This window comes from Stenotrophomonas sp. SMYL86 (genome assembly GCF_036320025.1).
In the GTDB taxonomy this organism is placed as follows: domain Bacteria; phylum Pseudomonadota; class Gammaproteobacteria; order Xanthomonadales; family Xanthomonadaceae; genus Stenotrophomonas; species Stenotrophomonas maltophilia_A.
Window position 1 is genome coordinate 22,233 of the sequence record NZ_JAWIRU010000008.1, and the last position, 23,728, is coordinate 45,960.

Genomic DNA, 23,728 nt, shown 5'->3' on the forward strand with positions numbered 1-23,728 from the left:
CATGCTCGACTCCATGGCCCATCAGCCGAGCATGGCTCGGCTCTACATTATTGCGGCGCAGTCGAGCATGGCTCGACTCTACAGGGGCGCATCGCGCCCGTTTCAGAACAACGTGCCCTGCACCGTGGGCTGTTCAATGCGCGCCGGTGCTTCGGCCACTGCCTCCGCACCCAGCCGCCAGGCCAGACCACCCAATCGGCTGGCGTGGCGTTTCAATGCGGCCTGCAGCACATCGGCGCTGCCCGCCACATGCAGCACCCGGCGGGCGCGGGTCAGGCCGGTGTAGACCAGTTCGCGCGACAGCACACGGCTGTCCTGGCGTGGCAGCTGCAGCCAGACCTCGTCAAACTCCGAGCCCTGTGCCTTGTGCACGGTCATCGCAAAGGCGCTTTCGTGCGCGGGCAGCGCCGCTGGATGGAAGGCGCGCGGCTGGTCGACGCTGTCTCCGGGGAACCAGGCCACCATCGCGCCGCTACCATCGCGCAGGCAGATACCGATATCGCCGTTGAACAGGCGATGACGGTAGCTGTTCTCGGTGACCAGCAGCAGCCGGCCCTGGAAATAGCCCGGCGCATTGCCGGCCAGCAGCTGTTCAATGCGGCTGTTGAGCCCGCGTGCGCCCTGCGGGCCTTCGCGCAGTGCGGTCAGCACGCGCAGGCGTCCGGCCTGCTGCAGGGCGAGTACCGGATCGGCGGCGTCGGCCAGCGCGCGCCAGTGGCCCAGCAGGTGCTCGCGCTGGCCACGCAACGGGTCGGCTTCGCCTTCGTGGAAGTGCACGCCGGCCAGTTCACCACTGCGCAGCAGCTGCAGCGCGGTGCTGCTGTCGCCCTCGCGCACGGCATGGGCCAGCGGTGCCAGGTCCAGCGCATTGCTCTGCCGGTAGCCGCGCTGCAGCTGTACGCGACGGCCGGCGAAGGCGCGTGGTGCGGCCTGTGGCTGCAAGGTGGCCGGCGCCAGCAGGCCATGCAGCGCCTGCGCGTCGTCGGCACGGGTGCCGATGCCGTCGCCGCTGGCACGCAGGATCGCGCTGAGCACATCACCGGCCTCGACCGACGGCAGCTGGTCGGGATCGCCGAGCAGGATCAACCGGGTGCCGCTGGCGATCGCATCGACCAGCTTGGCCATCATCGGCAGATCGATCATCGAGGCTTCGTCGACTACGACCACGTCCACCGGCAGCGGATTGTCGGCGTGGTGACGGAAGCGCGGTGAATCAGGAATCACCCCGAGCAGGCGATGCAGGGTGGTGCCGGTACTGGGCAGCGCCGCGCACAACGCCGGGTCCAGTCCTTGTTCCTGCAGGCGTTGCACAGCCACACGCAGGCTCTCGGCCATGCGCTCGGCGGCGCGCCCGGTGGGCGCGGCCAATGCCACCTCAGGCAGCGGCTGGCCGGCGTGCCCGGCCTGCGCGGCCAGCAGCAGCAACAGGCGCGCGATGGTGGTGGTCTTGCCGGTGCCGGGGCCGCCGGTGACCAACGCCAGCGGATGGCGCAGGGTCACGCCGGCGGCGCGTGCCTGATGATCTTCGCCGCCCAGTGCCTGCGGGAACAGCTGCGCGAACAAAGGCGCCAACGCTGCCATGTCCGGCGCCGGCAGCGGATGCCGGCCGATGCGCTGCAGCCCAGCCGCCAGCTGACGCTCGTACTCGCGGTAACGGCGCAGGTAGAGCAATCCGTTTTCCAGCACCAGCGGCGCATCCTCGGCGATGGCATCGGCCTGCTCGGGTGTCGCGACCCACGGCGATGCGCGCAACTGTGCCAGCCAGTCCTGTGCGGCAGGCCACTCGGATACGCCTTCCAGCAGTCGCTGCGGTTGTGCCGGATCGAACGCAGCATGGCCTTGCGATACCGCCAGCGACGCAAGCGCGGCCGCCAACGCCACGCTCTCGGGCGTGTCGTCGCGCAGCCGCTGCAGGCTGGTCGCCAGTGCATGGTCGAGGGTGCGCAGCAGGCCCTTCTGGTGCAGTTCCTTCAGCAGGCTCATGCACTGGCTCCACGGGCACGCGCGGCCAGTTCGGCCTGGGCCTGTTCGCCACCGGCGAACAACGCATCCAGAGAATCCACCAGCGCCAACGGGAAGCGGTCCACATGCACACCGTTGCCGGCGGCATCCAGGCCGCGGCAGAACAGGTAGCGGATGCCCCCCATGTCGCGCTCGTAGTCGTAGGCCGCACCCAGGCGGAAACGCAGCCAGCGATGCAGGGCCACGGTGTAGATCAGTGCCTGCAGGTCGTACTCGCTGTGGCGCATGGCAATGGCCAGCAGGTCCGGGCTGTAACCGGGCAGGCGGTTGGACTTGTAGTCGAGCACGTACCAGCGCCCGTCGCGCACGTAGGTCAGGTCGATCATGCCGGTCATCAGCCCTTCCAGGCGGCGGCGCTGGCCGAAGCCGCGACGCGTACTGGAAACCCCATGTGCATGCAGCACCTGCAACAGCGCCGGCACCGTGGTCGGTTCGATGGCGAAATGGAAGTCGATTTCCGCGCGGCGCTCGCCTTCACCCAGGCTGTGCAGCGCGCCGCCTTCGGGTAGCGGCACGGTGAGCGTGTGGCCGACCAGCGGCACCAGTACGGACACGCCATCATCCAGATCGACGTCAGCATATCCTTCGTCGTGCAGTGCCTTGCGCAGCACCTCGGCCTGGCCCTCAGGGGCTTGCAGACCTGGCTGCCAGTCACCCCATGCGGCGAAGTCGACGTTCTCCATCGCTTCGTGCAGCACGTTGCCGAAGCGACTGCCCATGAAGCGCGGGTCGATCGATGTGCTGTCTTCGGCCGCCGCGGCGGGTTCCGGCAGCGCGGGCTCCAGCGGTAGTTCCGGGCCGACCGGTTCATCGGCGGCCGGTGCCGGCAGCTCGGTGGCGGCGGCTTCGATATCACTGTCAGCGCCCGCATCGGCATGCGCCAGCTGGGTGAAGCTGTACACCCACCAGTCGTGCGGGACGCGCCGGGTCAGGGCACGCACCGCCGGAAGGTCGCCCTCCACTTCAGCCGCCAGCTGCGGCAGCGCGGCCGCTGTCTCGCTGTCATCGATGTGCACGTCGGCATGCGCGCGCAGCGCCTGCAGGTCGCCCAGCAACGGCGCCAGCCGTGTCCTGCCGAGCCCGGCCAGATCACCCACGGCGATCCACAGCGCATGCTCGGCACGGGTCAGTCCCACATACAGCAGGCGCGCATCCTCGGCGCGCTGCTCGCGCTCGCGCTGGGCACTGGCCGCTTCCCAGGCTTCGTCCTTGTCCAGCTTCCAGTGCAGCTGGCGCTGGCCATCCACATGCACCGTGCAGTGCGACGCCGTGTTCGGCGCGCCGCCGTCGATGCCGACGAACGGCAGGAACACCAGCGGGTACTCCAGGCCCTTGCTCTTGTGCAGGGTGATGATCTGTACCCGGCGCGCATCCGATTCCAGGCGCAGCAGCTGTTGCTCGTCATCCTGATCGGCGCTGGCCATCTGCCCCTGCAGCCAATCCAGCAGGCCGTGCATGCCCAGCGCCTGCGCCGAGGCTTCCTGCAGCAGTTCGCCCAGCTGCAGGTAATTGGTCAGGCGGCGCTCGCCATCGATCAGCGCCAGCAGGCGTTCGCCCTGTGCGGCACAGACGTCGGCGATCACTGCGAACGGTCCGCCGCGCTGCCAGCGCTCGCGCCAGTGCAGCAGCTGCGCCTGGAATTCGCGTTGCAGGTCGCCCTCGCGCTCCATCGCGGCGATCGCACTTGCCCGCTGGCCAAGCAGCACGGTGGCCAGCACCGCACGCAGGCGGCCTTCGTCAGCCGGTTGCAGCAGTGCCAGCAGCAGCGCGCGGAGATCACGCGCTTCAGGGGTGGAAAACAGGCTCTGCTTGCCGGCTGCCACCGCGGGAATGCCGACCGCCGCCAGCGCGCGCTGCACCAGCGTGGCCTCGCGATGCGAGCGCACCAGCACCGCGATATCACCGGGTTGAACCGGGCGCCCACGCAGCACGGCATTGCCCGCACGCGCCTCGACCAGGATCTGGTGAATCGCAGCCACGCAGGCCTGGGTCGCGGCATCACGCGAGGCGTCCGCACTCATCGCCTTGTCACCGCCACTGCGCAGCACGCGCAGGGTGAGTGCCGTGGCGGCATGGCCATCACGCTGGTAGTCCTCGTCGATGCGCACGCCACCGGGCCGCACCGGCTCGAACTGGATGTCGCGTTCGAGGAAGGCGTCTTCGCCACCGTTGTCGTACAGCGCCTGCAACGCGCGCAACACAGCCGGTCGCGAGCGGAAGTTCTGGTCCAGCACCGGCGCCTGCTGCGCCACCTGCTTGGCCTTCAGGTAGGTGTGGATATCACCGCCGCGGAAACCGTAGATCGCCTGCTTGGGGTCGCCGATCAGGAACAGTGCCGGCGCCAGGCCGAGTTCGCGCACCTCCGGCGAATCGCCGAACACGGTGTGGAAGATGCCCCACTGGCGATCGTCGGTGTCCTGGAACTCATCGACCAGCGCGATGCGGTACTGCGCACGCAGTTGTTTCACCAGTGTCAGCCGTTGCGGGCCTTCCAGCGCCAACGCCACGCCATCGATCAGGTCGTCGTAGGTCTGTACCCGGCGCGTGCGCTTCAGCGCCTGCAGGCGCTGCGTGGCTTCGGCGCGAAGCGCGTGCAGGAAGTTCAACGCGGTACCACGCAACCAGGCATCGCGTTCGGCCAGCAGCGCGACATAGCGCGCCAACGGCGCCTGCAATGGCGACGATGGCGTGCGATCGGGGAATTTCTTGTTGGTCTTGTCGGCCAGCACCTCCGGCAGCAGTGCCGGCAGGCGCTCGCTGGCCAGCATCTCGCGCGGGTCGCCGCGCTCAGCCCAGGCCAGCAGCTGTCGGCCCAGCGGGTGCAGCCAGCCCAGCTTGTAGGACACGCCGTTGATCCACTTGTTGTCGACGGCATCGCAGAGGTCGATGAAGAACTGCTCGCCATGTTCGCGCACGCTTGCGGACAGTGCCTCGGCCGCGCTCTGCAGCGCCGGGTGTGGATCAGCCAGCGTCACCGGCTGTGGCAACGGGTGCAGGGGCGGCGTGCCCAGCAGCGCGCGCAGATCGGCGGCCAGCGCGTCCGGGTTGGACCACAGCCAGGTCAGCGGCTCCAATGTGGCCGGGTCATTGGCATGCACGCGCCATAGATCAGCGGCCAGCTCCTCCAGCAGTTCACGATCGCTGGCCAGCAGTTCCGGCGGATCAAAGGTATGGCCGCTTTCCAGTGCATGCTCGCGCAGCACGCGGGTGCAGAAGCCGTGGATGGTGAAGATCGAAGCCAGGTCGATCTCGTCGGCAGCCACCTGCAGGCGGCGTTTCAGTGCGACCGCGCTCTCGGTTCCGCCCTGTAGATGGCGCTGCAGTACCTCGCGGGTCAACCGCAGGTCTGGCGCTTCGCCCTCGGCCGGTTCCAGATCGACCAGGCGCGCGGCCAGCGCCAGGCGCTCGCGGATGCGCTTGCGCAGTTCCTGGGTGGCGGCATCGGTGAAGGTCACCGCCAGGATCTGGCCGATACGCAGGCCCTGCTCGACCACCAGTCGGGTGAACAACGTGGCCAGGGTGAAGGTCTTGCCGGTGCCTGCGCTGGCCTCGATCAGGCGGATGCCGTCCAGCGGCAGGGCCAGGTAGGGATCGCCCGCCATACGCCGGGTTTCCTGATCAGCGATGGCGGTGTTCATGCGTTGCCCTCCTGGCGTGCTTCGGTACCGAGAGTGCGGCCTTCGCGCACCGCGCTGAAGACCACCTGGCTGTTGCGCAGCAGCTCGGCATAGCTGGCATCGGTGGCAAACGGGTCGGCACCGCGCAGCAGCAGCTGCCAGGCGTCGCTGCTGGATTCACCCCAACTGCGGTCGCTGCCATGCCACTGCTTCCAGCCTTCGCTGCGCTGTTTTTCTGCTGGCGCGTTGTACAGCACCCAGCCGGTATACGGGGCAAAGCGCAGCGGCTCACGCAGGCCGCGCTGGCGCAATTGCAGCAGCGCACGCAGCGCCGCGCGTGCAGCGGGGGCGCTCAGTGCTGGCAGCACATGCGGGCCGGGACCGGCGTCACCGCCATCGTGGAACTGCACCAGCGGCAACGCATCGCCAGCGGCGTTGGCCAGCAGCCAGTCCAGGCCCTGGCGGATCACTGCATTGCCATTGAGGGTACCGGCGCGCAGGCGCACCAAGCCCTCGGGATGCCGATCGGCCACGCGGCCATGCAGGCGCACGCCGTCGATGTCCACTTCGTAGCGACGGCTTTCCAGCGGTTCGCCCTGCATCCAGCCCAGCAACGCACTGGCATACGGGCGCGTCTTCAACTGCTCCCCCTCGAACTGGCGCTCGCCCAATGGGCCGGACGGCAGCAGGCCGCGCGCGCGCAGCCGCGGGTACAACGGCTCGGTATCGCCGCTGAGCGTGGCACGCACCACCGCCGCCTGCACGCTGCGCTTTTCCGGGCCGCGCGTTGACAGCACCAGCGGTTCCAGGTCATCGACCTCCTCGACATCGTCGGCCAGGCGCAGGCCCAGCGACTGTGCGAGGAACTGTCCGGCCGGGTCGCACAGGAAACGGCGCAGGGTATCGAGCGCGACCTCGTCCTCCACTGCGTCATCGAGCGGCGGCGGCAGCGGTGCGTCGAACCACGGCTGCAGTCCACCGCGCTGGCCGGTGAGGCGACCGGCCGCCGGATGCCACTGGCGGCGATAGCTGAAGCGACGCGGATCGCCATCGCCAAACGCCGCCGGTGAGAACGGCTGCAGTGCGTGGCGCACGGTGAAGTCGCGGACCGCCGCAGGCGGATCGAGGTGATACGCAGCGGCGGCATCGATCAGTTCACTGACCAGCACCGACGGCTCGCGCACGCTGCCATCGCGCGGATCGGCACCGAGGTAGCTCAGGTAGAACACCTCCTGCGCGGCAGCGAACAGCTGCAGGAACAGGAAACGGTCGTCTTCGCGGGTGGAGCGGTCGCCCGGACGGCGGCGCGGCGTGTCCAACTCGGCGGTGAGCTGGTTGAGACCGGCCGCCGGGTCACGGCGCGGGAAGTCGCCATCATTGAGACCGAGCACGCAGATCACCCGGAACGGCAGCAGGCGCATCGGCACCATGCGGCCGAAACTGATGCCACCGGTCAGCAACGGTGCGCGCGTATCGGCCTCGCCCAGCGCGCCGGCGAAGTGCGAACGCACCACCTCCGGTGGCACACCGTCTTCGAAACCGGCCTTGGCAGCATCCTCGGCAAACTGGTTCAGCAGCTTGCGCAGGCGCTCCAGCGCGCGCTGGCTGTTGGGTGAACTCGGCGCGGAGGGCAGCAGTGCATCCAGCAACGACAGCAGGCGCTGTCGCCATTGCGCCGGGGTCAGCAGCTCGCCGAGGCGACGCTGGTAGATCGCCAGCACGCGCAGCAGGCGCAGCAGCCGGTCCAGCGCGTCCAGCGCGCCGCCTTCCAGTTCGATCCACGGTGCGACACCGGCCAGGTCGGCCTCGCTGCCGGTGGCATGGCCGAGCACCAGGCGATCCAGCGCGAACTGCCAGGTGTAGGCGTCGTCCGCCGGCGCCTGGTGCTGGTGGCGGTGCTTCGCATCCAGGCCCCAGCGTGCACCGGCCTGCTGCAGCCAGCCATGCAGGCGGTCGAAGTCCACCGCTTCCAGCCCGGCCGCTTCGGCCAGCGGCGCGCTGGCCAGCAGGTCCAGCACTTCATTCAGGCCAAAGCGCGAGACAGGCAGGCCCAGCAGGTGCACGAACACATCGGCCAGCGGTTCACCGGCCAGCGGGCTGCTGTCGGCCAGCGCATAGGGGATGTGCTCCTCCTCGCCACCACGGCCGCCGAACACCGCTTCCAGGTACGGCACGTAGGGATCGATGTCCGGCGCCAGCACCGCGATCTCGCGCGCCTGCAGCGGCGGGTCGAAGCGCGGGTCCTGCAGCAGGCTGCGCAGCTGGTCGTGCAGCACCTGCAACTCGCGCAGGCGGGTGTGGCAGGCGTGCACCTGCAGGCTGGGGTCGTCGCTGCGCAGGCCGTCGCGCAGCTCGCCCGAGGGCAGCGCGCGGCGGTGGAACAGATCGCGCTGCAGGCGATGCAGCAGGCTGTCGGACAGGCCGCCTTCGTCCAGGGTCGGCCGGGTGTCGTCCTCCGGATCGGAATAGGCGGCGATTTCGCCGGCCGGGTGCACCACCTCGTAACTGCCCAGCACCGCCATGAAGTCGCGCCCGGCCGCGCCCCAGGCTTCCAGCAGGCGGTTTTCGCCGGCTGCTTCGCCGAAGGGATCGGGCGCGCCGCTGCGCAGGCGCTCGGCCAGGGTCTGCAGATCGCCCCAGTACGACTGCACCGGGGTGGGCATATAGAAGTGCAGCTCCCCAACACGTGCCTGGGTGGCCATCACCCGCAGCACATCGGGCGAGATGTTGAGCGTCGCAAACGCGGACATGCGCAGCGGCAAGCCCTGCGGCAGCGGCTTACCGGCACCCTCGAAGCGGTCCAGGTACTCCTGGATGCGGCGCGCGCGATAGTCGTGGCCGTGGGTGATGGTGCGCCACAGGATCGCCTGCGGGTCGGCTGGATCGGCACCGGCGGCCCAGCGCAGCAGCCAGTCGCGGCGCCACGCCTGGTACTTCTCGAACACCGAGGCCAGCTCGCCAGCCAGCGCCCACGGCTTCAATGCGTCATCGCCAGCAAGATAGGACTGCAGCGCGCGCATCGGTGGCTGCGCCAGCAACCCCGGGTCGCGCAGGGCCTGGTACAGCTTCCAGTGCAGGCCGGCCGCGTCCAGGTCGTCCTGCTCGCCGCTGACGTTGGCCTTCAGCGCGCGCGCCACGAACTCACCCGGGGTGAGGAATTCGAGGTTCGCAGCCACACCGAACTCGGCGGCCAGTGTCGCTTGCAGCCAACGCCGCATCGCTACCTGCGGGATCAGCACCACTTCCGGTGCCAGCAGCGGCTGGCCAGGAACGGGCGCACGCACATTGCGCGCCAGCAGCGCGGCCAGCACGTCCAGGGAGTTGGAATGGTAGAGGCGGAAATCGCTGCCTGGGTCACTCATCATGCACAGTGTGCAGGACAGCAGGCAGTATTCAATGGTTGGGCCGCGAGCGGTACGGATTGTTCCGGGACGCCGGCCGATTGTCCCGGCCTCCGCCGAGGCTTGTCGTGCAACAATACTGCACCGTCCAGTCTGCTTATGTTCAGCCGACGGGCCCGATCCTTCGATGTCTAAAAAACGTTAATGGTGCCCATGTCGGCTTCCACCTCCAGTCTGGTGCAGTTATCCAACGTCCGCATCGACCGGAGCGGACGCACGATCCTGCGCGACGTGTCGCTGCAGGTGCCCAAGGGCAGCATCACCGCCGTTCTGGGTCCGTCCGGCAGCGGCAAGTCGACCCTGCTGGCGGCGCTGACCGGCGAACTGCGCCCGGTCGCCGGCGAGGTCACCCTGTTCGGCAAGCCGATTCCGCATGACAGCGGCGCGCTGCTGGAAATGCGCAAGAGCGTGGGCGTGCTGCTGCAGGGCAACGGCCTGCTGACCGACCTGACCGTGGCGGAAAACGTGGCGCTGCCGCTGCGTACGCACACCCGCCTGCCGACCGCCGTGCTGCGGCGGCTGGTGCAGATGAAGCTGCATTCGGTGGGCCTGCTGGCCGCCGCCGATGCCTGGCCGCGCGAGCTGTCCGGTGGCATGGCGCGCCGCGTGGCGCTGGCCCGCGCGCTGGCACTGGATCCGCCGCTGATGATCTACGACGAGCCGCTGACCGGGCTGGACCCGATCGCCTCGGGGGTGATCATGAGCCTGATCCAGCGCCTCAACCACAGCCTGGGCCTGACCAGCATCATCGTCAGCCACCACGTGCACGAGACCCTGCCGATCTGCGACCAGGTGATCGCGATCGCCAATGGCGGCATCGTGTTCCAGGGCACGCCCGAGGCACTGCAGTCCAGCCAGGACCCGCTGCTGCGGCAGTTCCTGCACGGCCAGCCCGATGGTCCCATCCCGTTCGATGCCGCGCCGCGCGCGAGGGTCGCCTGATGCCGTTCGTTCAAGCCACCCGCTCGCTGGGTCGTGCCGGCCTGTTCTCGCTGACCGTGCTGCGCGGTTCGCTGCCGACCCGTGATTTCCTGGCCGAGTTGACCCGCGAGATCTACAAGATCGGTGCGCGCTCGCTGCCGATCATCGCCGTCGGCGGTGCCTTCGTCGGCCTGGTGCTGACCCTGCAGGGCTACCGCACGCTGACCACCTTCGGTGCGGCCGACGCACTGTCGACCCTGCTCGGGCTGTCGCTGTACCGCGAGCTGGCACCGGTGCTGACCGCGCTGCTGTTCATTGGCCGCGCTGGCAGCTCGATCGCCGCCGAGCTAGGCCTGATGCGTGCCACCGACCAGATCAAGGCGCTGGAGCTGATGGCGATCGACCCGGTGGCCAAGGCGGTGGCGCCGCGCTTCTGGGCGGCGGTGCTGACGGTGCCGCTGCTGACCGGCATCTTCTGTTCGCTTGCAATCAGTGCCAGCTACTTCGAAGCGGTGCACGTGCTGGGCCTGGACAATGGCGTGTTCTGGTCGGCGCTGCGCAACAGCGTGGACTTCTGGGACGACTTCGGCGTGGCAATGCTGAAGTCGGCGATCTTCGGCGGCACTGCCGCGCTGGTTGCCGCCTATGTGGGTTTCCACGCCGAGCCGACCATTGAAGGCACTTCGGTGGCGACCACCCGTGCGGTGGTCAACGCTTCACTGCTGGTGCTGATGTTCAACTTCGTGCTGTCGGCAATGTTGTTCACCTAACCCCTCCACCGGCGGTGCGCAGGCGCGCGCGGCCACAACGACTCGATCAGGTAATCCACATGGCCATCCGCGGTCCCAGACTCGAATTTTCCGTCGGCGCCTTCCTGCTGCTGGCCCTGGCCTCGCTGATGGTGCTGGCCGTGGCCTCGACCAACCAGCGCTGGAGCTGGGGCAGCGAAGGCTACGACCTGAAGGCACGCTTCTCCCAGGTCGGCCAGCTACGCAAGCAGGCACCGGTGAAGATCGGCGGGGTCACTGTCGGCCAGGTCGCTTCGATCGACCTGGACCCGGTGAAGTTCGAATCGATCGTCACCCTGCGCATGGACAGCAAGGTCAAGGACCTGCCGGCGGACACCTCGGCCGGCATCTTCACCAGCGGTTTGCTCGGCGAGAGCTATATCGGTCTGCAGCCGGGCGGTGATCCGGACGTGCTGAAGGCCGGTGACGAGATCGTCTTCACCCAGCCGGCGGTGGACCTGATCCAGCTGGTCGGCAAGTACATGTTCAGTGGCGGTGCCGGTGGCGGCGCTGCTCAGAAGCCCAACGATGGCGCGCAGGCGCCTGCAACGGAACCGCAACCATGAAGATGAAACTGATCCCGGCCCTGCTCGCCTCGGCGCTGCTGGCGGCCACCCCGTTCCTGGCCCAGGCCCAGGCCGCTGCGCCGGCCGCTGCCGCAACGCAGAGCCAGGCCGGCAAGGTGGTGATCGATGCCAGCAGCCGCATCCTGTCCACGCTGCAGCAGCGCAAGAGCGAGTTCACCAGCAACCCGGCCAGCCTGCGCAGCTACATCGACAGCGAGCTGACCCGCACCTTCGACCGCGACTACGCCGCGCGCCTGGTGCTGGGCCCGCACGCCCGCGGCGCCTCCGACGCCGACATCAAGCTGTTCGCCGATGCCATGGCCGACAGCCTGATGCAGCGCTACGGCTCCACCCTGCTCAACATCCAGGGCAAGCCGAGCTTCCGCCTGAAGGGTGAAAGCCCGCTGCCGGGCAATCGTGGCGTGCGCGTGAGCACCGAACTGGTGCGCGCTGGCAACGAACCGACCCCGGTCGAGTACTGGATGCGCAACGTGAACGGCCAGTGGAAGATCTTCGACGTCAACATCGAAGGCATTTCCTACGTGCAGACCTTCCGCAACCAGTTCGACACCCCGCTGCGCCAGAAGGGCATCAAGCAGGTGGCCAACGAACTGCACAGCGGCAGCATGCAGGCCGGGCCCGCGGGCAATGGCAAGTAACGCACTGGCGCTGCTGGAAGGCGACACCCTGCGCCTGCGCGGGGTGCTCGACCGTGCCGCGGTGATCGCGCTGTGGCCGCAGCTGCAGGCCCTGCCGGCAAAGCTGTCACGGCTGGAGCTGGGTGAGGTCGAACGCGTGGACAGCGCCGGCCTGGCGCTGCTGGCCGAGCTGGCCGCACGTGCGCGCAAGAGCGGTCACCCGCTGGCAGTCTCCGGCGCGCCGGCCGGCTACAACGAGCTGAGCGCAGCCTACCGGCTGTCGCCCGACCTGGATTTCAACGCTACTTCTGCTGCGAGCTGACATGAACGTCGTACGCACTTTCCCCCTGATCGTCCTGGCCACCGCCCTGACCGCCTGCGCCGGCAAGCCCGCACGCAGCGATGCGCCCGCAGCCAGCACCGTGGTCCCGGCCAGCACCATCGCCGAGGCCTCTGCCGCCACCGCCGATACCGCTACGGTCGATGCCGCACCGGCAACAGCCGTGGTTGCCGCACCTGCGCCGGCCACGCCGCCATCCGCACCGGCCCGCAGCGCCGACACCGATGCGGCCAGGGCCGCGGCGGCGACCGCCCCCGGTGGTGACGACGACTTCGATGCCCTCTACGGCGGTGCCGGCAACACTGGCAGCGCGGCAGCCTACGATCCGTGGGAACCGTTCAACCGCAAGGTGCACACGTTCAACAACGCGGTTGACCGTGGCATCGCCCGCCCGCTGGCCACGGCCTACACCCACGTGGTGCCGCGCTTCGCCCGCACCGGCGTCAGCAACTTCTTCAGCAACCTGCGCGCACCGGTGACCATCACCAACCAGCTGCTGCAGGGCCGCGGTGCCGATGCGTGGGACAGCCTGGGCCGCTTCCTGATGAACAGCACGCTGGGTATCGGCGGCCTGTTCGATCCGGCCAGCAAGGCGATGGTGCCGCGTCGCAATGAGGACTTCGGGCAGACCCTGGGTGCCTGGGGCTGGCGTCGTTCGCGTTACGTGGAACTGCCGTTCTTCGGCCCTCGCACCGTGCGCGATGTGTTCGGCCTGGCCGGTGACATTCCGCTGTCGCCGATCCGCCGCATCGAAGAGGACAAGATCCGCATCGGCCTGCAAGGCATGCAGCTGGTCGATACCCGCGCGCAGCTGCTGGCGATCGACGACCTGCGTGACACCGCCGTGGACGAGTACTCGCTGGTACGCGATGCGTGGATGCAGCGCCGCAACTACCAGATCGAGAACGATCTGCGCAGCAAGCGCGACCGTGGCCACGACGATGCCAATTCGCCGATCCCGGTCGATGCGATGCCAATGCCGCAGTGGACGCACTGAGTCCGGTCTGTAGCGCATGAGAAACCCCGCCTCGGCGGGGTTTTTCTTTTCCGGCAGGTGCCAACCTTGGTTGGCACGCTTTCCTCAGGCTGCCAGCGCTGCCTCGATGGCCTCGCGCAGGCGCGCGTCATCGGCAGCCACGTCCGGGGCGAAACGCGCGATGACCTTGCCGTCGCGGCCAACCAGGAACTTCTCGAAGTTCCACAGCACCGCCGGTGCTGCGTGGATCGGGATCTCCTTGCTGGCCAGGCGCTCACGCAGCGGGCCTTCGCCGATCGACTGCGGCTGGGCGGCGGTCAGCTGCTGGTACAGCGGATGGGTATCGTCACCGGCCACGCTGATCTTGGAGAACATCGGGAAGCTGACGTCGTAGGTGAGCTGGCAGAACTGCTGGATCTCTGCCTCGCTGCCCGGCTCCTGGCCGAGGAAGTTGTTGGCGGGGAAGCCCAGTACTTCCAGACCCTGCGCGTGCTTTTCCGCATACAGCGCCTGCAGGCCTTCGTACTGCGGGGTCAGGCCGCACTTGGAGGCGACGTTGACCAGCAGCAGTACCTTGCCCTGGTAGTCGGCAAGCGAGGACGGCTGGCCGTCGATGGTGGTGAGGGAAATGTCCTGGATCGGGGTGCTCACGCGGGGGCTCCGGCAACAGCGGGGAATGGCCCACCAGCATAGCGCCGCGCGATGGCGGTAGTGCCGGCCGCTGGCCGGCAATCGTGCGACCGTTCGCAAGGGGTGATGCGGGTGGCGGCCAGTGGCCGGCACTACGATCAGTCCACGCAGATCGTGCCCTGCGCCTTGCCGTCATCAATGCGCTGGCGGCAGCCGAAGTTCTGGCGCACATCGCGCTGGCAGGTACCGGTAGCGGCGCTGCCAGCGCCCACCTCGGGACCGGCCAGGCACTGGCCCGTGCAGTCGCTTTTGCGGCTGCAGGCCTTTCCGGCATCGGCATAGGGAATCACGCACTGCTCGCGCTGCAGCCGGCCGAGCCGCTGCAGGGTGCCACCGGCGGCCTGGCAGTCGACGTCGCGCGCTTCGCGATACGCCTCGGCCGCTTCAGGGCTGGTGGCTGCGGCAGGTGCCGCGGTCGTATCGGCAGCCGGTGGTGCGCTGCTGCAGGCGGCAAGCAGCGCGGTCAGGACAAGGCTGGTGAAGCGGCGCAGGCGCATGACGATACCTGATCGAGGCGGACAGGCCGCCAGCATACGCATCGGCGATGCAGGCGGCGTGTCAGCGTGGCTCAGGCCTCGTCGCCGTCACTGCCTTCCTCTGCTGGCAGCGCGTCCGGCAGCAACTGGCGGCTCTGCTCAACCGGCAGCGACTCGACATCCCTCAGCTTGCGGGCAATCGCGCGGGTGCGCACCCCGGTCTGGTCGATCTGCTTGCTGGCCTGGTCCAGCTTGGCCTTCACGTTGTCCAGTACATCACCGAACTTGCCGAACTCGGTCTTCACCGCACCCAGCAGGCTCCACACCTCGCTGGACCGCTTCTCGATGGCCAGCGTGCGGAAGCCCATCTGCAGGCTGTTGAGCAGTGCGGTGATCGTGGTCGGCCCGGCGACCACCACGCGGTGGTCGCGCTGCAGCAGATCGACCAGGCCGGGGCGCCGGATCACCTCGGCATACAGGCCTTCGGTAGGCAGGAACATCACCGCGAAGTCGGTGGTGTGCGGCGGCACGATGTACTTCTCGCAGATCGACTTGGCCTGCACCTTCACCGCACGCTCCAGCTGCGCACCCTGCACGCGTACCAGTTCGGCGTCACCCTGCTCCTGTGCGTCCAGCAGGCGCTCGTAGTCTTCGCGTGGGAACTTGGAGTCGATCGGCAGCCACACCGGCGTGTCGTCGCTGCTGCGACCCGGCAGGCGCACGGCGATGTCGACCATCTCGCCACTATCCGGACGTACCTTCACCCCGCGCGCGTACTGCTCCTGGATCAGGGTCTGCTCGAGGATGTTCTCCAGCTGTACTTCACCCCAGCTGCCGCGCGTTTTGACGTTGGTCAGCACGCGCTTGAGGTCACCCACGCCGGTGGCCAGCTGCTGCATCTCGCCGAGGCCGCGCTGCACCTGTTCCAGGCGCTCCGAGACCAGTTTGAAGGACTGGCCAAGGCGTGTTTCCAGGGTGGACTGCAACTTCTCATCCACCGTCACGCGCATCTGTTCCAGCTTCTGCGCATTGTCGCTCTGCAGCGCGCGCAGCTGCTCTTCCAGCGTCGTGCGCATCTCGGCGATGCGCTGCTCGTTGCGCTGGGTCAGTTCCTGCAGGCGCAGGCCAAGGCTTTCAGTCAGGCGCTGCTGCGACTGCGCGCCCTCCTCGCGGCCCTTGCGTGCATCGTCCACCAGGGTCTGCCGCAGCGCGCCGAGCTGGGTATCGGTACGCCCGGTGAGCTCCTGCAGCTGCTGGCCAAACGCATGGATGCGGGCTTCCTGCTGCTGGCCGAAGGTCTCCAGCTGGCCGCGCAGCTCCTGCAGCCGCTGTCCCATCAACGCCGCGCCGCGCTGCTGGCTCTCGGCCGCTTCGGCGCGCGCCTTGCGGGCATCTTCGCCCAGCGCTTCGCGCAGCAGGTCCAGGCGCTGGTCGGTGCGGGTGGACAGATCGGTCAGCGCGCGGGCGAAGCCATCGAGCTGTTCGCGCAGCTCGCTGCGCCCGGCCCGCGCCTCCTCGCGCACCGCCTGTTCCAGGCGGTCATGCGGCGGGCGGCGCAGCAGGGCGACCAGCTGCAGGATGAGCACGGCCAATAGAAGGCCGCCAATGAGCAGACATTCGGTTTGCATGGGGCAAGTGTAGGCTGGCCGAGTCTCAACTGCTGCGTCACGACCATGGCCGTCCTCTACGGAAAGCCCACCTCCATCAATGTGCGTAAAGTGCTGTGGCTGTGCGCGGGGCTGGGTCTGCCCCTGCACCACGAACCGGCCCCCTCGCCGGGCCTGCTGGCCACGCTGAACCCCAACCGGCAGGTGCCCGTGCTGCGTGATGGCGACTTCGTGCTGTGGGAATCCAACAGCATCTGCCGCTACCTGGCCGCACGCGCCGGTCGCGAGGATCTGCTGCCACATGCAGCAAAGGACCGGGCCCGGGTGGAGCAGTGGATGGACTGGCAGGCCAGCGACCTCAACAGCGCATGGCGCCATGTGTTCATGGCACGCGTGCGCCAGCATCCGGACTATCCGGATGACGCCCGTGCCGAGGCCAGCCTGGCGCAGTGGAACCGGCTGATGGGCGTCCTTGATGCACAGCTCGCCACTACCGACGGCTACGTGGCGGGCAACACCTTCACCCTCGCCGACATCGTGCTCGGGCTGTCGACCCAACGCTGGCGCAGCACGCCGGGCAGCAAGCCGGTACTGGCACACGTAGATGCCTGGTTCGAACGCCTGCGCCAGCAGCCCGGTTTCGCCGAGTACGTCGACAACGGTGTGGCCTGAGCAGTGGCTTCCGCAGCTGTTGGCAGGTGTCGACCTTGGTCGACACGGCTGATCCACGCCATGCGTGGATGAAACGCTGTAGAGCCGGGCGCAGGCTCGGCTCCACAGGAAAAACCGGGCCTTACCAGCCTTCCAGCACGATCTTGCCCTTGGCGCGGTGGCTCTCCAGCAGCGCGTGGGCACGCCGCAGGTTGGCCGCGTCGATGCGCCCGAAATGCTCGCCCAGGGTGGTCTGCAGCACGCCTGTGTCGATCAGCTCGGCCACCCGGTTCAACAGGTCATGCTGGCGCTGCATGTCGGCGGTCTTGTAGAGCGGCCGGGTAAACATCGACTCCCAGTGCAGTGACAACGCCTTGCGCTTGAGCGCCATCACGTCGACCTGGCCGGGATCATCGATCAGCCCCAGCTGGCCCTGCGGCGCCAGCAGTTCCACGATCTGCGCGTAGTGCTGGTCGGAGTGGGTCAGGCTGGCCACGTGCTGCACCTCGCTGATGCCGAGCCGCGCCAGGCCCTCGGCCAGCGGCAGGCTGTGGTCGATCACATGGTGTGCGCCCATTGCGTACGCCCAGTCCTGGGTATCCGGACGCGAGGCGGTGCCGATCACCGTCAGTTTCGTCAGCTTCCGCGCCAGCTGCACCAGGATCGAACCGACACCGCCGGCAGCGCCGATCACCAGCAGGGTCTGGCCTTCGCCACCGCCCTCGGGGATGCGCAGGCGGTCGAACAGCAGTTCCCAGGCGGTGATCGCGGTCAGTGGCAGCGCGGCGGCGGCGGCATCGTCGAGGCTGGCCGGCTTGCGGCCGACGCTGCGTTCGTCCACCAGCTGGTACTCGGCGTTGCTGCCCGGGCGATCGATGACGCCGGCGTAGTAGACCGCATCGCCGGGCTGGAACAGGGTCACCTCGCTGCCCACCGCGTCGACGATGCCGACCGCATCCCAGCCCAGCACGCGTGGGCCATCGGTGGCCACGCCGCGACGGACCTTGGTGTCGACCGGGTTCACCGCCACCGCGCGCACCGCCACGCGCAGGTCACGCGGGCCAGGCTGCGGCAGCTCCAGTTCGATGTCGATCAGGGCCTGGGCATCATCGATCGGCAGGCCGGCTTGGGTGTAGGCAATGGCGCGCATGGCAGCGGTCCAGTGGGGAAGGAGGCGACAGGTTGCGCCGCACGCGCTCCCGCAGAAAGGCGCAGAATCGGGCAGCACTTTCACTCTGGCAATGAAGATGATCCGCTTCGACGATCTGCAGCTGTTCGTCCGCACTGCCGCACTGGGCAGCTTCTCGCAGGCGGCGCGCGAGGCCGACCTGCTGCCCGGACAGGTCGCCGCGGCGGTGGCGCGGCTGGAACGCGAGCTGGACCTGCGCCTGTTCGTGCGCACCACCCGCAGCCTGCGCCTCACCGGCGAGGGTGCGCTGTACCTGCCGTATGCGCAGGAGGTACTGGCCACCCTGCGCGAGGGCCAGGCGCGCGTGCAGGGCGAGGACACCGAGCTGCACGGCACCCTGCAGCTGTCGGCGCCCTCGGACCTCGGCCGCAACCTGCTGCTGCCCTGGCTGAGCGCCTTCCGCGCTGCGCACCCGCGGCTGCGCCTGCACCTGCGCCTGTCCGACGAGGTGGCCGATGTATTCCGCGACCCGGTCGACGTGGCCATCCGCATCGGCCACTTCGACGACGCCAACTACGTCGCCCTGCCGCTGCTGGAAGGCAATCGACGCGTGCTGGCCGCCTCGCCCGGCTACCTGCAGCGGCGTGGCACGCCCACCCGCCTGGAGGATCTGCGCGAGCACGACTGCCTGGTCTATCAACTCAACGGCCGCGCCTACGATCGCTGGTCATTCGAGGTCGACGGGCGTCGCAGCGTGATTCCGGTGCGCGGTCCGCTGGTCTGCGACGACGCCGATGTAGTGCGACGCTGGGCCGTGGCCGGCGAAGGCATCACTTACAAGTCCTGGCTGGACCTGCGCGAGGACGTGCTGGCCGGGCGCCTGCAGCTGCTGCTCGATGGTGTTGGCAGCAGCATCCCGCTGCAGCTGGTATGCCCGCACCGCAAGCAGTTCTCGCCAGCGGTACGGCAACTGCATGCGCAGCTGCACCAGCACCTGCAACCGCTGCTGTCTGGCATGCCCACTGGCCTCACCCGCCCCCTGTCGCCAACGGCGGCACTGGCCGACAATGGCGGCCCCCCGTAACAAGAGAACGCCGCCATGCCGTGGATGGGCATCCAGGACCTGTGGACATTTCTGGTCGCTGTGCTGGTGTTTCTCGCCCTGCCTGGCCCCGGCACCTTCACGCTGCTGACCGCCACCGGCCGTGGCGGCGTGCGTGGTGGCTATACCGCGCTGGCCGGCCTGCTGGTCGGCGACCAGATCCTGATGTGGCTGGCGTTGGCGGGCGTGGCGGCGCTGCTCAAGGCCAACCCGCTGGTGTTCCACGCGGTGCAGTACCTGGGTGCGGCCTACCTGGTGTGGGTCGGCATCAGCCTGCTGCGCACGCCGAAGCACGAGGGCGGCGACGCCGGTCCGATCCGCATGCAGCCGGGGCGCTACTTCCAGCAGGCGATCCTGGTCAGCCTGCTCAATCCGAAGGCGATCCTGTTCTACATGGCCTTCCTGCCGTTGTTCATCGATCCGAAGGCACACCAGGGCATCGCCACCTTCGCGGCGTTGGCCGGCATCATCCTGGTGGTCAGCATCGCCTACTGCTCGATGCTGATCGGCGTGGGCAACCTGGCCCGTCGCCGGCTGATCCAGCATCCGCGGATCAGCGACGCGCTGCGCCGCGTGGCCGGCCTGTTCCTGGTGGGGTTCGGCATCCGGTTGGGGCTGAACGGATGAAACCCTGGTCGACGGCGATGGGCGCCCTGCTGCTTCTGGCCAACACGACCGCCCCGGCGGCCACCGCGCAGGATCATCGCTGCCTGAGCGGCGGCCGCAATGACGGCATCCATCTGGAATGGCGTTGGCTGGATGACGGCCAGGCCGACGTTCGCTATGCCGGGCAGCGCGAACGCCTGCTGCTGCGCCGGGTTTCGATGGAGACCACGGTGCTGGCCGAAGACCGCCCCTACCAGTTCGACAGCGTCTGGGAAGAGCGCATCAACGGGCGCCTCAATGGCCGCTACCTGCTGAGCACGCAGGGCGCGCTGGTGCTGGACCTGAGCTACGAGCGTAGCCGCGACGGACGTCGCACCACCTTCCACGATGACGTCGAGGCCTGGCAGGAAGACGGCTGCCGCTGGCCCGGCAAGGTGGCCGAGTGAGCACCATGGACGACGACACCCTGCTGGAGCGCAGCTGGGAATATCGGGAGGAGACGCTGTACCGGCGGTTGTTCGGCGATACCGGGCCGGGGATCTATCCGATCGACATGGATCTGCTGCGCAACGTCTTCAAGCAGGACCAGATCGACCCGCGCTGGCTGCATGTCGGCGTCAATGCCTGCCCTCCGCACGGTGATCGAAGGCACTGGATCTATGTCAGCTCCGGCCTGTCCAACCCCTGGGAAGGGCGGCACGAAGATGGCGATTCGGGGTTGGGCATCGAACTGATGCTTGAGACGCAGGATGAAGCGACGTGGGCGCTGACCACCTTGCGCTGGTTCACCGCGTACCACCTGCTGCTGTGCCACTCACGCATGCCCGGCAATCCGTTGGCGCCATGGGACCGGCTGAAGCTGGGGGGGCCGGTGGATCACGCAGGGAGCATGCTGCAGGCGGCCGTCTTCGTTCCGTCACTGCATTTTCCTGGACCCCAGCAACTGCCATCGGGACGATTCGACTTCCTGCAGCTGCTGCCATTGACCCTGGACGAGCATGCGTTCGGCCGCGCCCAGGGCTTCGAAGTGCTGGTGGCCCAGTTGAGAACCCAAGGTGCGGCGCCGGTGGTCGATCCGCAGCGGGTCAGCATCGATCTGGCCCCTGCTCTCACGCTTCAAGCGCCTCCCGGCTCGCCTTGAGGGATCGAATCATTTCGAATCCTGCCGGAATTTGTGCCGATTCCGGCAGAATGCTCGGAGTACAGCCGCGCCGGTGACGCATCTGACCCTCGCATGACCCCCGTCAGTGGTAATGCTGCGCTGCGTTCGGTCACACTCGGGAACTTGTCGTTCTTAGTCACCCCTTCCGAGGCCTGCATGTCCCTGTTCCGGCGCAAGTCCCTAGATTCCGTCACCGTCCATGAAGCCGGCAGGCGCCTGATCCCGACGCTCAGCTGGCCGCACCTGATCGCGCTGGGTATTGGCGCCATCGTCGGTACCGGCATCTACACGCTGATCGGCGTCGGTGCCAACCTGGCCGGCCCGGCGGTGCTGATCTCCTTCGCCATCGCTGGTGCGGTCTGTGCCTGTGCGGCACTGTCCTACGCCGAGCTGTCGACGATGATGCCGGCCGCCGGCAGTGCCTACACCTACAGCTACAGCGCGCTGGGCGAAGTGTTTGCCTGGGTGGTGGGCTGGAGCCTGATCCTGGAGTACTCGCTGGTGGTGAGTACGGTGGCGGTGGGCTGGTCCGGCTACTTCGTCGGCTTCCTCGAATGGGTCCACACCCAGTTCGGCTGGAACGTGCACCTGCCAGCGTGGCTCGCAGCCGGCCCGCACGTGGAAGGCGGCATGATCAACCTGCCGGCGATCGTCATCACCTGGCTGGTGGCCGGCATGCTGATGGCCGGCACCAAGGAAAGCGCCACCCTCAATGCCATCCTGGTGGTGTTCAAGCTGATCGCGCTGGCCATCTTCGTGGCCGTGGCCCTGCCCGCCTTCGACAGCGCCAACCTGCAGCCGTTCATGCCGTATGGCTTTGCCAAGTCGATGGGCCCTGATGGCGTCGAACACGGCGTAATGGCGGCGGCAGCGATCATCTTCTTCGCCTTCTACGGCTTCGATGCGATCTCCACCGCCGCCGAGGAAACCAAGAACCCCGGCCGCGACCTGTCGATCGGCATCATCGGTTCGATGATCGGCTGCACCATCGTCTACGTGCTGGTGGCGCTGGCCGCGGTCGGTGCGATGAGCTACGCGGTGTTCGGCCACAGCGCCGAGCCGCTGGCCCTGATCATGCGCCAGCTGGGCCATCCGACCGCGGCGATGGTGATCGGCGTGATCGCGATCATCGCGCTGCCGACCGTACTGCTGGCCTTCCTGTACGGCCAGAGCCGCATCTTCTTCGTGATGAGCCGCGATGGCCTGCTGCCGCGTGGCCTGTCCAAGGTCAACGCACGTACCGGCACGCCGGTGGCGACCACGCTGTTCACCGCGGTGGTGGTGTCGGCGCTGGCCGGCGTGGCACGCCTGGACGAGATCGCGGCGCTGGCCAATGCCGGCACCCTGGCCGCGTTCACCGCCGTGGGCATCTGCCTGGTGGTGCTGCGCCTGCGCGAGCCGAACCGCGAGCGCACGTTCCGCACGCCGCTGGCCTTCGTGGTCGGCCCGCTGGCCGCGCTGGGCTGCATCTACCTGTTCCTCAGCCTGCCGCACACCACCCAGCTGTATTTCCTGCTGTGGAACGTGGCCGGCCTGGTGCTGTACTTCCTGTACAGCCGTCGCCACGCGCTGATCGCGAAATAACCGGATCACCGGTAGTGCCGGCCGCTGGCCGGCACCTCGCATCCTGTTGATACGGGCAATGCCGGCCAGCGGCCGGCACTACCGCAGGGCGGTCAACCGCCCTGCTTTGCAGCGTAGTCCTGCGCCTGGCGCATCACCCGCAGCAGGTTGCCGCCCCAGATGCCGGCAATCTGCTTCTCGGTATAGCCCTTGCGCAGCAGCCACGCGGTGATCTTTGGCAGCTGGCTGACATCGGGCAGGTCACTCAGGCCACCGCCGCCATCCCAGTCCAGGCCGATGCCCACGTGCTCGGGGCCGACCACCTTGAGGATGTGCTCGAAGTGGGCGAAGAAGTCGTCGAGGCTGGCATGGCGCACCGGGTGCTCGTGGTCCAGCGCCTGCTCGGCCTTCAGCAGGGCAACGCCCTGTTCGATGCCCATGCCTTCCCAGCCACCCAGCTGCTTGCTCAGCGCTTCCTCGGCCTGCTTGCGCTCGGGCGTCTTTGCGGTGTCGATCAGGTAGCCACCATAGGCGTTCACCTGGATCACACCGCCGGCCTTGGCCAGCCTGCGCAGGCGCGCGTCATCCAGATTGCGCGGATGGTCGTAGACCGCCTTGGCCGAGCTGTGCGAGAGCACGAACGGCACCGGCATCATCGCCAGCAGGTCGTCGAACACCGCATCCGAGGCATGTGACTGGTCGATCACGATGCCCAGCTTCACCGCCTGCCGCACCAGGTCCTTGCCGGCCGGGCTCAGGCCTTTCCACTCCGCCCCGTTGGGGTCGGTGGCCGAATCGGCAAACTCGTTGTTGGCGAAGTGCACGGTGCTGAGCAGGCGCAGGCCGGCGCGGTGGTAGAACGACAGCAGGCTCGGGTCTTCCACCAGCGGGCTGGCGTTTTCCATGCTGATGTAGACCACGCGCTTGCCGGCGGCCTTGATCCGCGCCGCGTCATCGGCGGTCAATGCCAGCGCGAAGCGCTCGGGGTTGGCCGCCAGCATTTCGCGGATCTCCAGCAGCCGCTGCAGGCCATGGTCACGCTCGGCGAGGTGCGCGGCGGGGCTGCGGTCGCCCTGATCGGTGTAGATCGCCCAGAAACCGCCGTCCAGCGCACCTTCGACCATGCGCGGGTAGTCGACCTGCGAAAGCGCGTTGCGGTCGTGACGCTGCTCGATGTCGAAGCCGGTTCGGCCGAAATTGGCCGGCGTATCCAGGTGGCTGTCGAGGGTGACCAGGCGCTGCTGCAGGGCCTTGGCGCGCGCCAGCTCCTGTGCGCTGAACTCGATGGCATGAGCCGACAGCGGCGCGCACAGCGCCAGGGCAAGCACGACGGACAGGTGGCGCAACGATGGCATGGGCTCTCACCGGCAATGGGAAGAGCCCGACCATAGCGCTGCGGACCGCGGATTTGTAGAGTCGAGCTGCGCCCCCTCATCAATGGGGCGCCACTTTCACGAACGCATCGCAATGCGC

The 23,728-nt window shown here is 68.2% G+C and carries 19 protein-coding genes and 1 pseudogene; 12 read left to right on the top strand and 8 right to left on the bottom strand.

Annotated elements, in window-relative coordinates; translation table 11 throughout:
* Positions 1-102: 102 nt before the first annotated feature.
* The 3 genes from recD to recC are packed head-to-tail and all read right to left on the bottom strand — an operon-like array spanning position 103 to position 9,004.
* Positions 103-1,983, bottom strand: a complete 1,881-nt coding sequence (gene recD / locus V3B64_RS10565) for an exodeoxyribonuclease V subunit alpha (RefSeq protein WP_329914112.1) — start codon at positions 1,981-1,983, stop codon at positions 103-105.
* Positions 1,980-5,660, bottom strand: coding sequence for an exodeoxyribonuclease V subunit beta (recB, locus tag V3B64_RS10570; RefSeq protein ID WP_329914113.1), 3,681 nt, complete (start codon positions 5,658-5,660; stop codon positions 1,980-1,982). Before recB ends, recD begins: the two co-directional genes overlap by 4 nt.
* Positions 5,657-9,004, bottom strand: coding sequence for an exodeoxyribonuclease V subunit gamma (gene recC / locus V3B64_RS10575; RefSeq protein ID WP_329914114.1), 3,348 nt, complete (start codon positions 9,002-9,004; stop codon positions 5,657-5,659). Before recC ends, recB begins: the two co-directional genes overlap by 4 nt.
* 189 nt (positions 9,005-9,193) lie before the next feature.
* On the opposite strand from recC, the gene V3B64_RS10580 reads away from it, so the two are divergent.
* The 6 genes and pseudogenes from V3B64_RS10580 (at position 9,194) to V3B64_RS10605 (ending at position 13,290) form a co-directional block, all read left to right on the top strand.
* Positions 9,194-9,982: an ATP-binding cassette domain-containing protein gene (locus tag V3B64_RS10580; protein ID WP_049462908.1), complete on the top strand. Its 789-nt coding sequence runs from the start codon at positions 9,194-9,196 to the stop codon at positions 9,980-9,982.
* Complete coding sequence (locus V3B64_RS10585; RefSeq protein WP_005414955.1) at positions 9,982-10,731, top strand: MlaE family lipid ABC transporter permease subunit; 750 nt, start codon at positions 9,982-9,984, stop codon at positions 10,729-10,731. The genes V3B64_RS10580 and V3B64_RS10585 overlap by 1 nt, the downstream gene beginning before the upstream one ends.
* 59 nt (positions 10,732-10,790) lie before the next feature.
* Positions 10,791-11,255, top strand: a pseudogene (gene mlaD, locus V3B64_RS10590) (outer membrane lipid asymmetry maintenance protein MlaD); the annotation flags it as partial.
* A gap of 56 nt (positions 11,256-11,311) precedes the next feature.
* Positions 11,312-11,974, top strand: coding sequence for an ABC transporter substrate-binding protein (locus V3B64_RS10595; RefSeq protein ID WP_010487479.1), 663 nt, complete (start codon positions 11,312-11,314; stop codon positions 11,972-11,974).
* Entirely contained in the window at positions 11,964-12,275 is a 312-nt protein-coding gene (locus V3B64_RS10600) for an STAS domain-containing protein (RefSeq protein WP_032128488.1), read from the top strand. The genes V3B64_RS10595 and V3B64_RS10600 overlap by 11 nt, the downstream gene beginning before the upstream one ends.
* 1 nt (position 12,276) lies before the next feature.
* Positions 12,277-13,290 (top strand): VacJ family lipoprotein, encoded by a 1,014-nt coding sequence (locus tag V3B64_RS10605; RefSeq protein WP_049420935.1) that lies wholly within the window; start codon positions 12,277-12,279, stop codon positions 13,288-13,290.
* Positions 13,291-13,374: 84 nt separating this feature from the next.
* Here V3B64_RS10605 and V3B64_RS10610 read toward each other — a convergent pair whose 3' ends face one another.
* From V3B64_RS10610 to rmuC, 3 genes are all read right to left on the bottom strand, one after another.
* Positions 13,375-13,920, bottom strand: coding sequence for a glutathione peroxidase (locus V3B64_RS10610; RefSeq protein WP_010487473.1), 546 nt, complete (start codon positions 13,918-13,920; stop codon positions 13,375-13,377).
* A gap of 137 nt (positions 13,921-14,057) precedes the next feature.
* Positions 14,058-14,456, bottom strand: coding sequence for a hypothetical protein (locus V3B64_RS10615; protein ID WP_049400350.1), 399 nt, complete (start codon positions 14,454-14,456; stop codon positions 14,058-14,060).
* Between the two features lie 71 nt (positions 14,457-14,527).
* Positions 14,528-16,063 (bottom strand): DNA recombination protein RmuC, encoded by a 1,536-nt coding sequence (gene rmuC, locus V3B64_RS10620; protein WP_329914115.1) that lies wholly within the window; start codon positions 16,061-16,063, stop codon positions 14,528-14,530.
* A gap of 45 nt (positions 16,064-16,108) precedes the next feature.
* Between rmuC and V3B64_RS10625 the strand changes: the two genes are divergently transcribed.
* On the top strand, positions 16,109-16,714 hold the full coding sequence (locus V3B64_RS10625; protein ID WP_329914116.1) for a glutathione S-transferase N-terminal domain-containing protein: 606 nt from the start codon (positions 16,109-16,111) through the stop codon (positions 16,712-16,714).
* A gap of 121 nt (positions 16,715-16,835) precedes the next feature.
* Here the strand turns inward: V3B64_RS10625 and V3B64_RS10630 are convergent, their stop codons facing one another.
* Positions 16,836-17,843 carry a zinc-binding alcohol dehydrogenase family protein gene (locus V3B64_RS10630; protein ID WP_049420932.1) on the bottom strand — a complete coding sequence of 336 codons (1,008 nt, stop codon included), beginning with the start codon at positions 17,841-17,843 and terminating at the stop codon, positions 16,836-16,838.
* Positions 17,844-17,934: 91 nt separating this feature from the next.
* Between V3B64_RS10630 and V3B64_RS10635 the strand changes: the two genes are divergently transcribed.
* The 5 genes from V3B64_RS10635 (at position 17,935) to V3B64_RS10655 (ending at position 22,276) form a co-directional block, all read left to right on the top strand.
* Positions 17,935-18,906, top strand: a complete 972-nt coding sequence (locus V3B64_RS10635) for a LysR substrate-binding domain-containing protein (RefSeq protein WP_329914117.1) — start codon at positions 17,935-17,937, stop codon at positions 18,904-18,906.
* A gap of 15 nt (positions 18,907-18,921) precedes the next feature.
* Positions 18,922-19,551, top strand: coding sequence for a leucine efflux protein LeuE (leuE, locus tag V3B64_RS10640; protein WP_005411716.1), 630 nt, complete (start codon positions 18,922-18,924; stop codon positions 19,549-19,551).
* A gap of 17 nt (positions 19,552-19,568) precedes the next feature.
* The gene (locus tag V3B64_RS10645; protein ID WP_329894051.1) at positions 19,569-19,976 is read left to right on the top strand and encodes a hypothetical protein; all 408 of its coding nucleotides are present in this window, start codon (positions 19,569-19,571) and stop codon (positions 19,974-19,976) included.
* A gap of 5 nt (positions 19,977-19,981) precedes the next feature.
* Positions 19,982-20,671 carry a suppressor of fused domain protein gene (locus tag V3B64_RS10650; RefSeq protein WP_329914118.1) on the top strand — a complete coding sequence of 230 codons (690 nt, stop codon included), beginning with the start codon at positions 19,982-19,984 and terminating at the stop codon, positions 20,669-20,671.
* A gap of 177 nt (positions 20,672-20,848) precedes the next feature.
* Positions 20,849-22,276, top strand: a complete 1,428-nt coding sequence (locus V3B64_RS10655; protein ID WP_107432535.1) for an amino acid permease — start codon at positions 20,849-20,851, stop codon at positions 22,274-22,276.
* Positions 22,277-22,368: 92 nt separating this feature from the next.
* On the opposite strand, the gene V3B64_RS10660 is transcribed toward V3B64_RS10655, so the two are convergent.
* Positions 22,369-23,610 (bottom strand): dipeptidase, encoded by a 1,242-nt coding sequence (locus tag V3B64_RS10660; protein ID WP_329914119.1) that lies wholly within the window; start codon positions 23,608-23,610, stop codon positions 22,369-22,371.
* Between the last annotated feature and the right edge of the window lie 118 nt (positions 23,611-23,728).

Coding starts and splice junctions, on each gene's coding strand:
- recD (WP_329914112.1), bottom strand. CDS start 1,983: ATGAGCCTGCTGAAGGAACTGCACCAGAAGGGCCTGCTGCGCACCCTC.
- recB (WP_329914113.1), bottom strand. CDS start 5,660: ATGAACACCGCCATCGCTGATCAGGAAACCCGGCGTATGGCGGGCGAT.
- recC (WP_329914114.1), bottom strand. CDS start 9,004: ATGATGAGTGACCCAGGCAGCGATTTCCGCCTCTACCATTCCAACTCC.
- V3B64_RS10580 (WP_049462908.1), top strand. CDS start 9,194: ATGTCGGCTTCCACCTCCAGTCTGGTGCAGTTATCCAACGTCCGCATC.
- V3B64_RS10585 (WP_005414955.1), top strand. CDS start 9,982: ATGCCGTTCGTTCAAGCCACCCGCTCGCTGGGTCGTGCCGGCCTGTTC.
- V3B64_RS10595 (WP_010487479.1), top strand. CDS start 11,312: ATGAAGATGAAACTGATCCCGGCCCTGCTCGCCTCGGCGCTGCTGGCG.
- V3B64_RS10600 (WP_032128488.1), top strand. CDS start 11,964: ATGGCAAGTAACGCACTGGCGCTGCTGGAAGGCGACACCCTGCGCCTG.
- V3B64_RS10605 (WP_049420935.1), top strand. CDS start 12,277: ATGAACGTCGTACGCACTTTCCCCCTGATCGTCCTGGCCACCGCCCTG.
- V3B64_RS10615 (WP_049400350.1), bottom strand. CDS start 14,456: ATGCGCCTGCGCCGCTTCACCAGCCTTGTCCTGACCGCGCTGCTTGCC.
- rmuC (WP_329914115.1), bottom strand. CDS start 16,063: ATGCAAACCGAATGTCTGCTCATTGGCGGCCTTCTATTGGCCGTGCTC.
- V3B64_RS10625 (WP_329914116.1), top strand. CDS start 16,109: ATGGCCGTCCTCTACGGAAAGCCCACCTCCATCAATGTGCGTAAAGTG.
- V3B64_RS10630 (WP_049420932.1), bottom strand. CDS start 17,843: ATGCGCGCCATTGCCTACACCCAAGCCGGCCTGCCGATCGATGATGCC.
- V3B64_RS10635 (WP_329914117.1), top strand. CDS start 17,935: ATGAAGATGATCCGCTTCGACGATCTGCAGCTGTTCGTCCGCACTGCC.
- leuE (WP_005411716.1), top strand. CDS start 18,922: ATGCCGTGGATGGGCATCCAGGACCTGTGGACATTTCTGGTCGCTGTG.
- V3B64_RS10645 (WP_329894051.1), top strand. CDS start 19,569: ATGGGCGCCCTGCTGCTTCTGGCCAACACGACCGCCCCGGCGGCCACC.
- V3B64_RS10650 (WP_329914118.1), top strand. CDS start 19,982: ATGGACGACGACACCCTGCTGGAGCGCAGCTGGGAATATCGGGAGGAG.
- V3B64_RS10655 (WP_107432535.1), top strand. CDS start 20,849: ATGTCCCTGTTCCGGCGCAAGTCCCTAGATTCCGTCACCGTCCATGAA.
- V3B64_RS10660 (WP_329914119.1), bottom strand. CDS start 23,610: ATGCCATCGTTGCGCCACCTGTCCGTCGTGCTTGCCCTGGCGCTGTGC.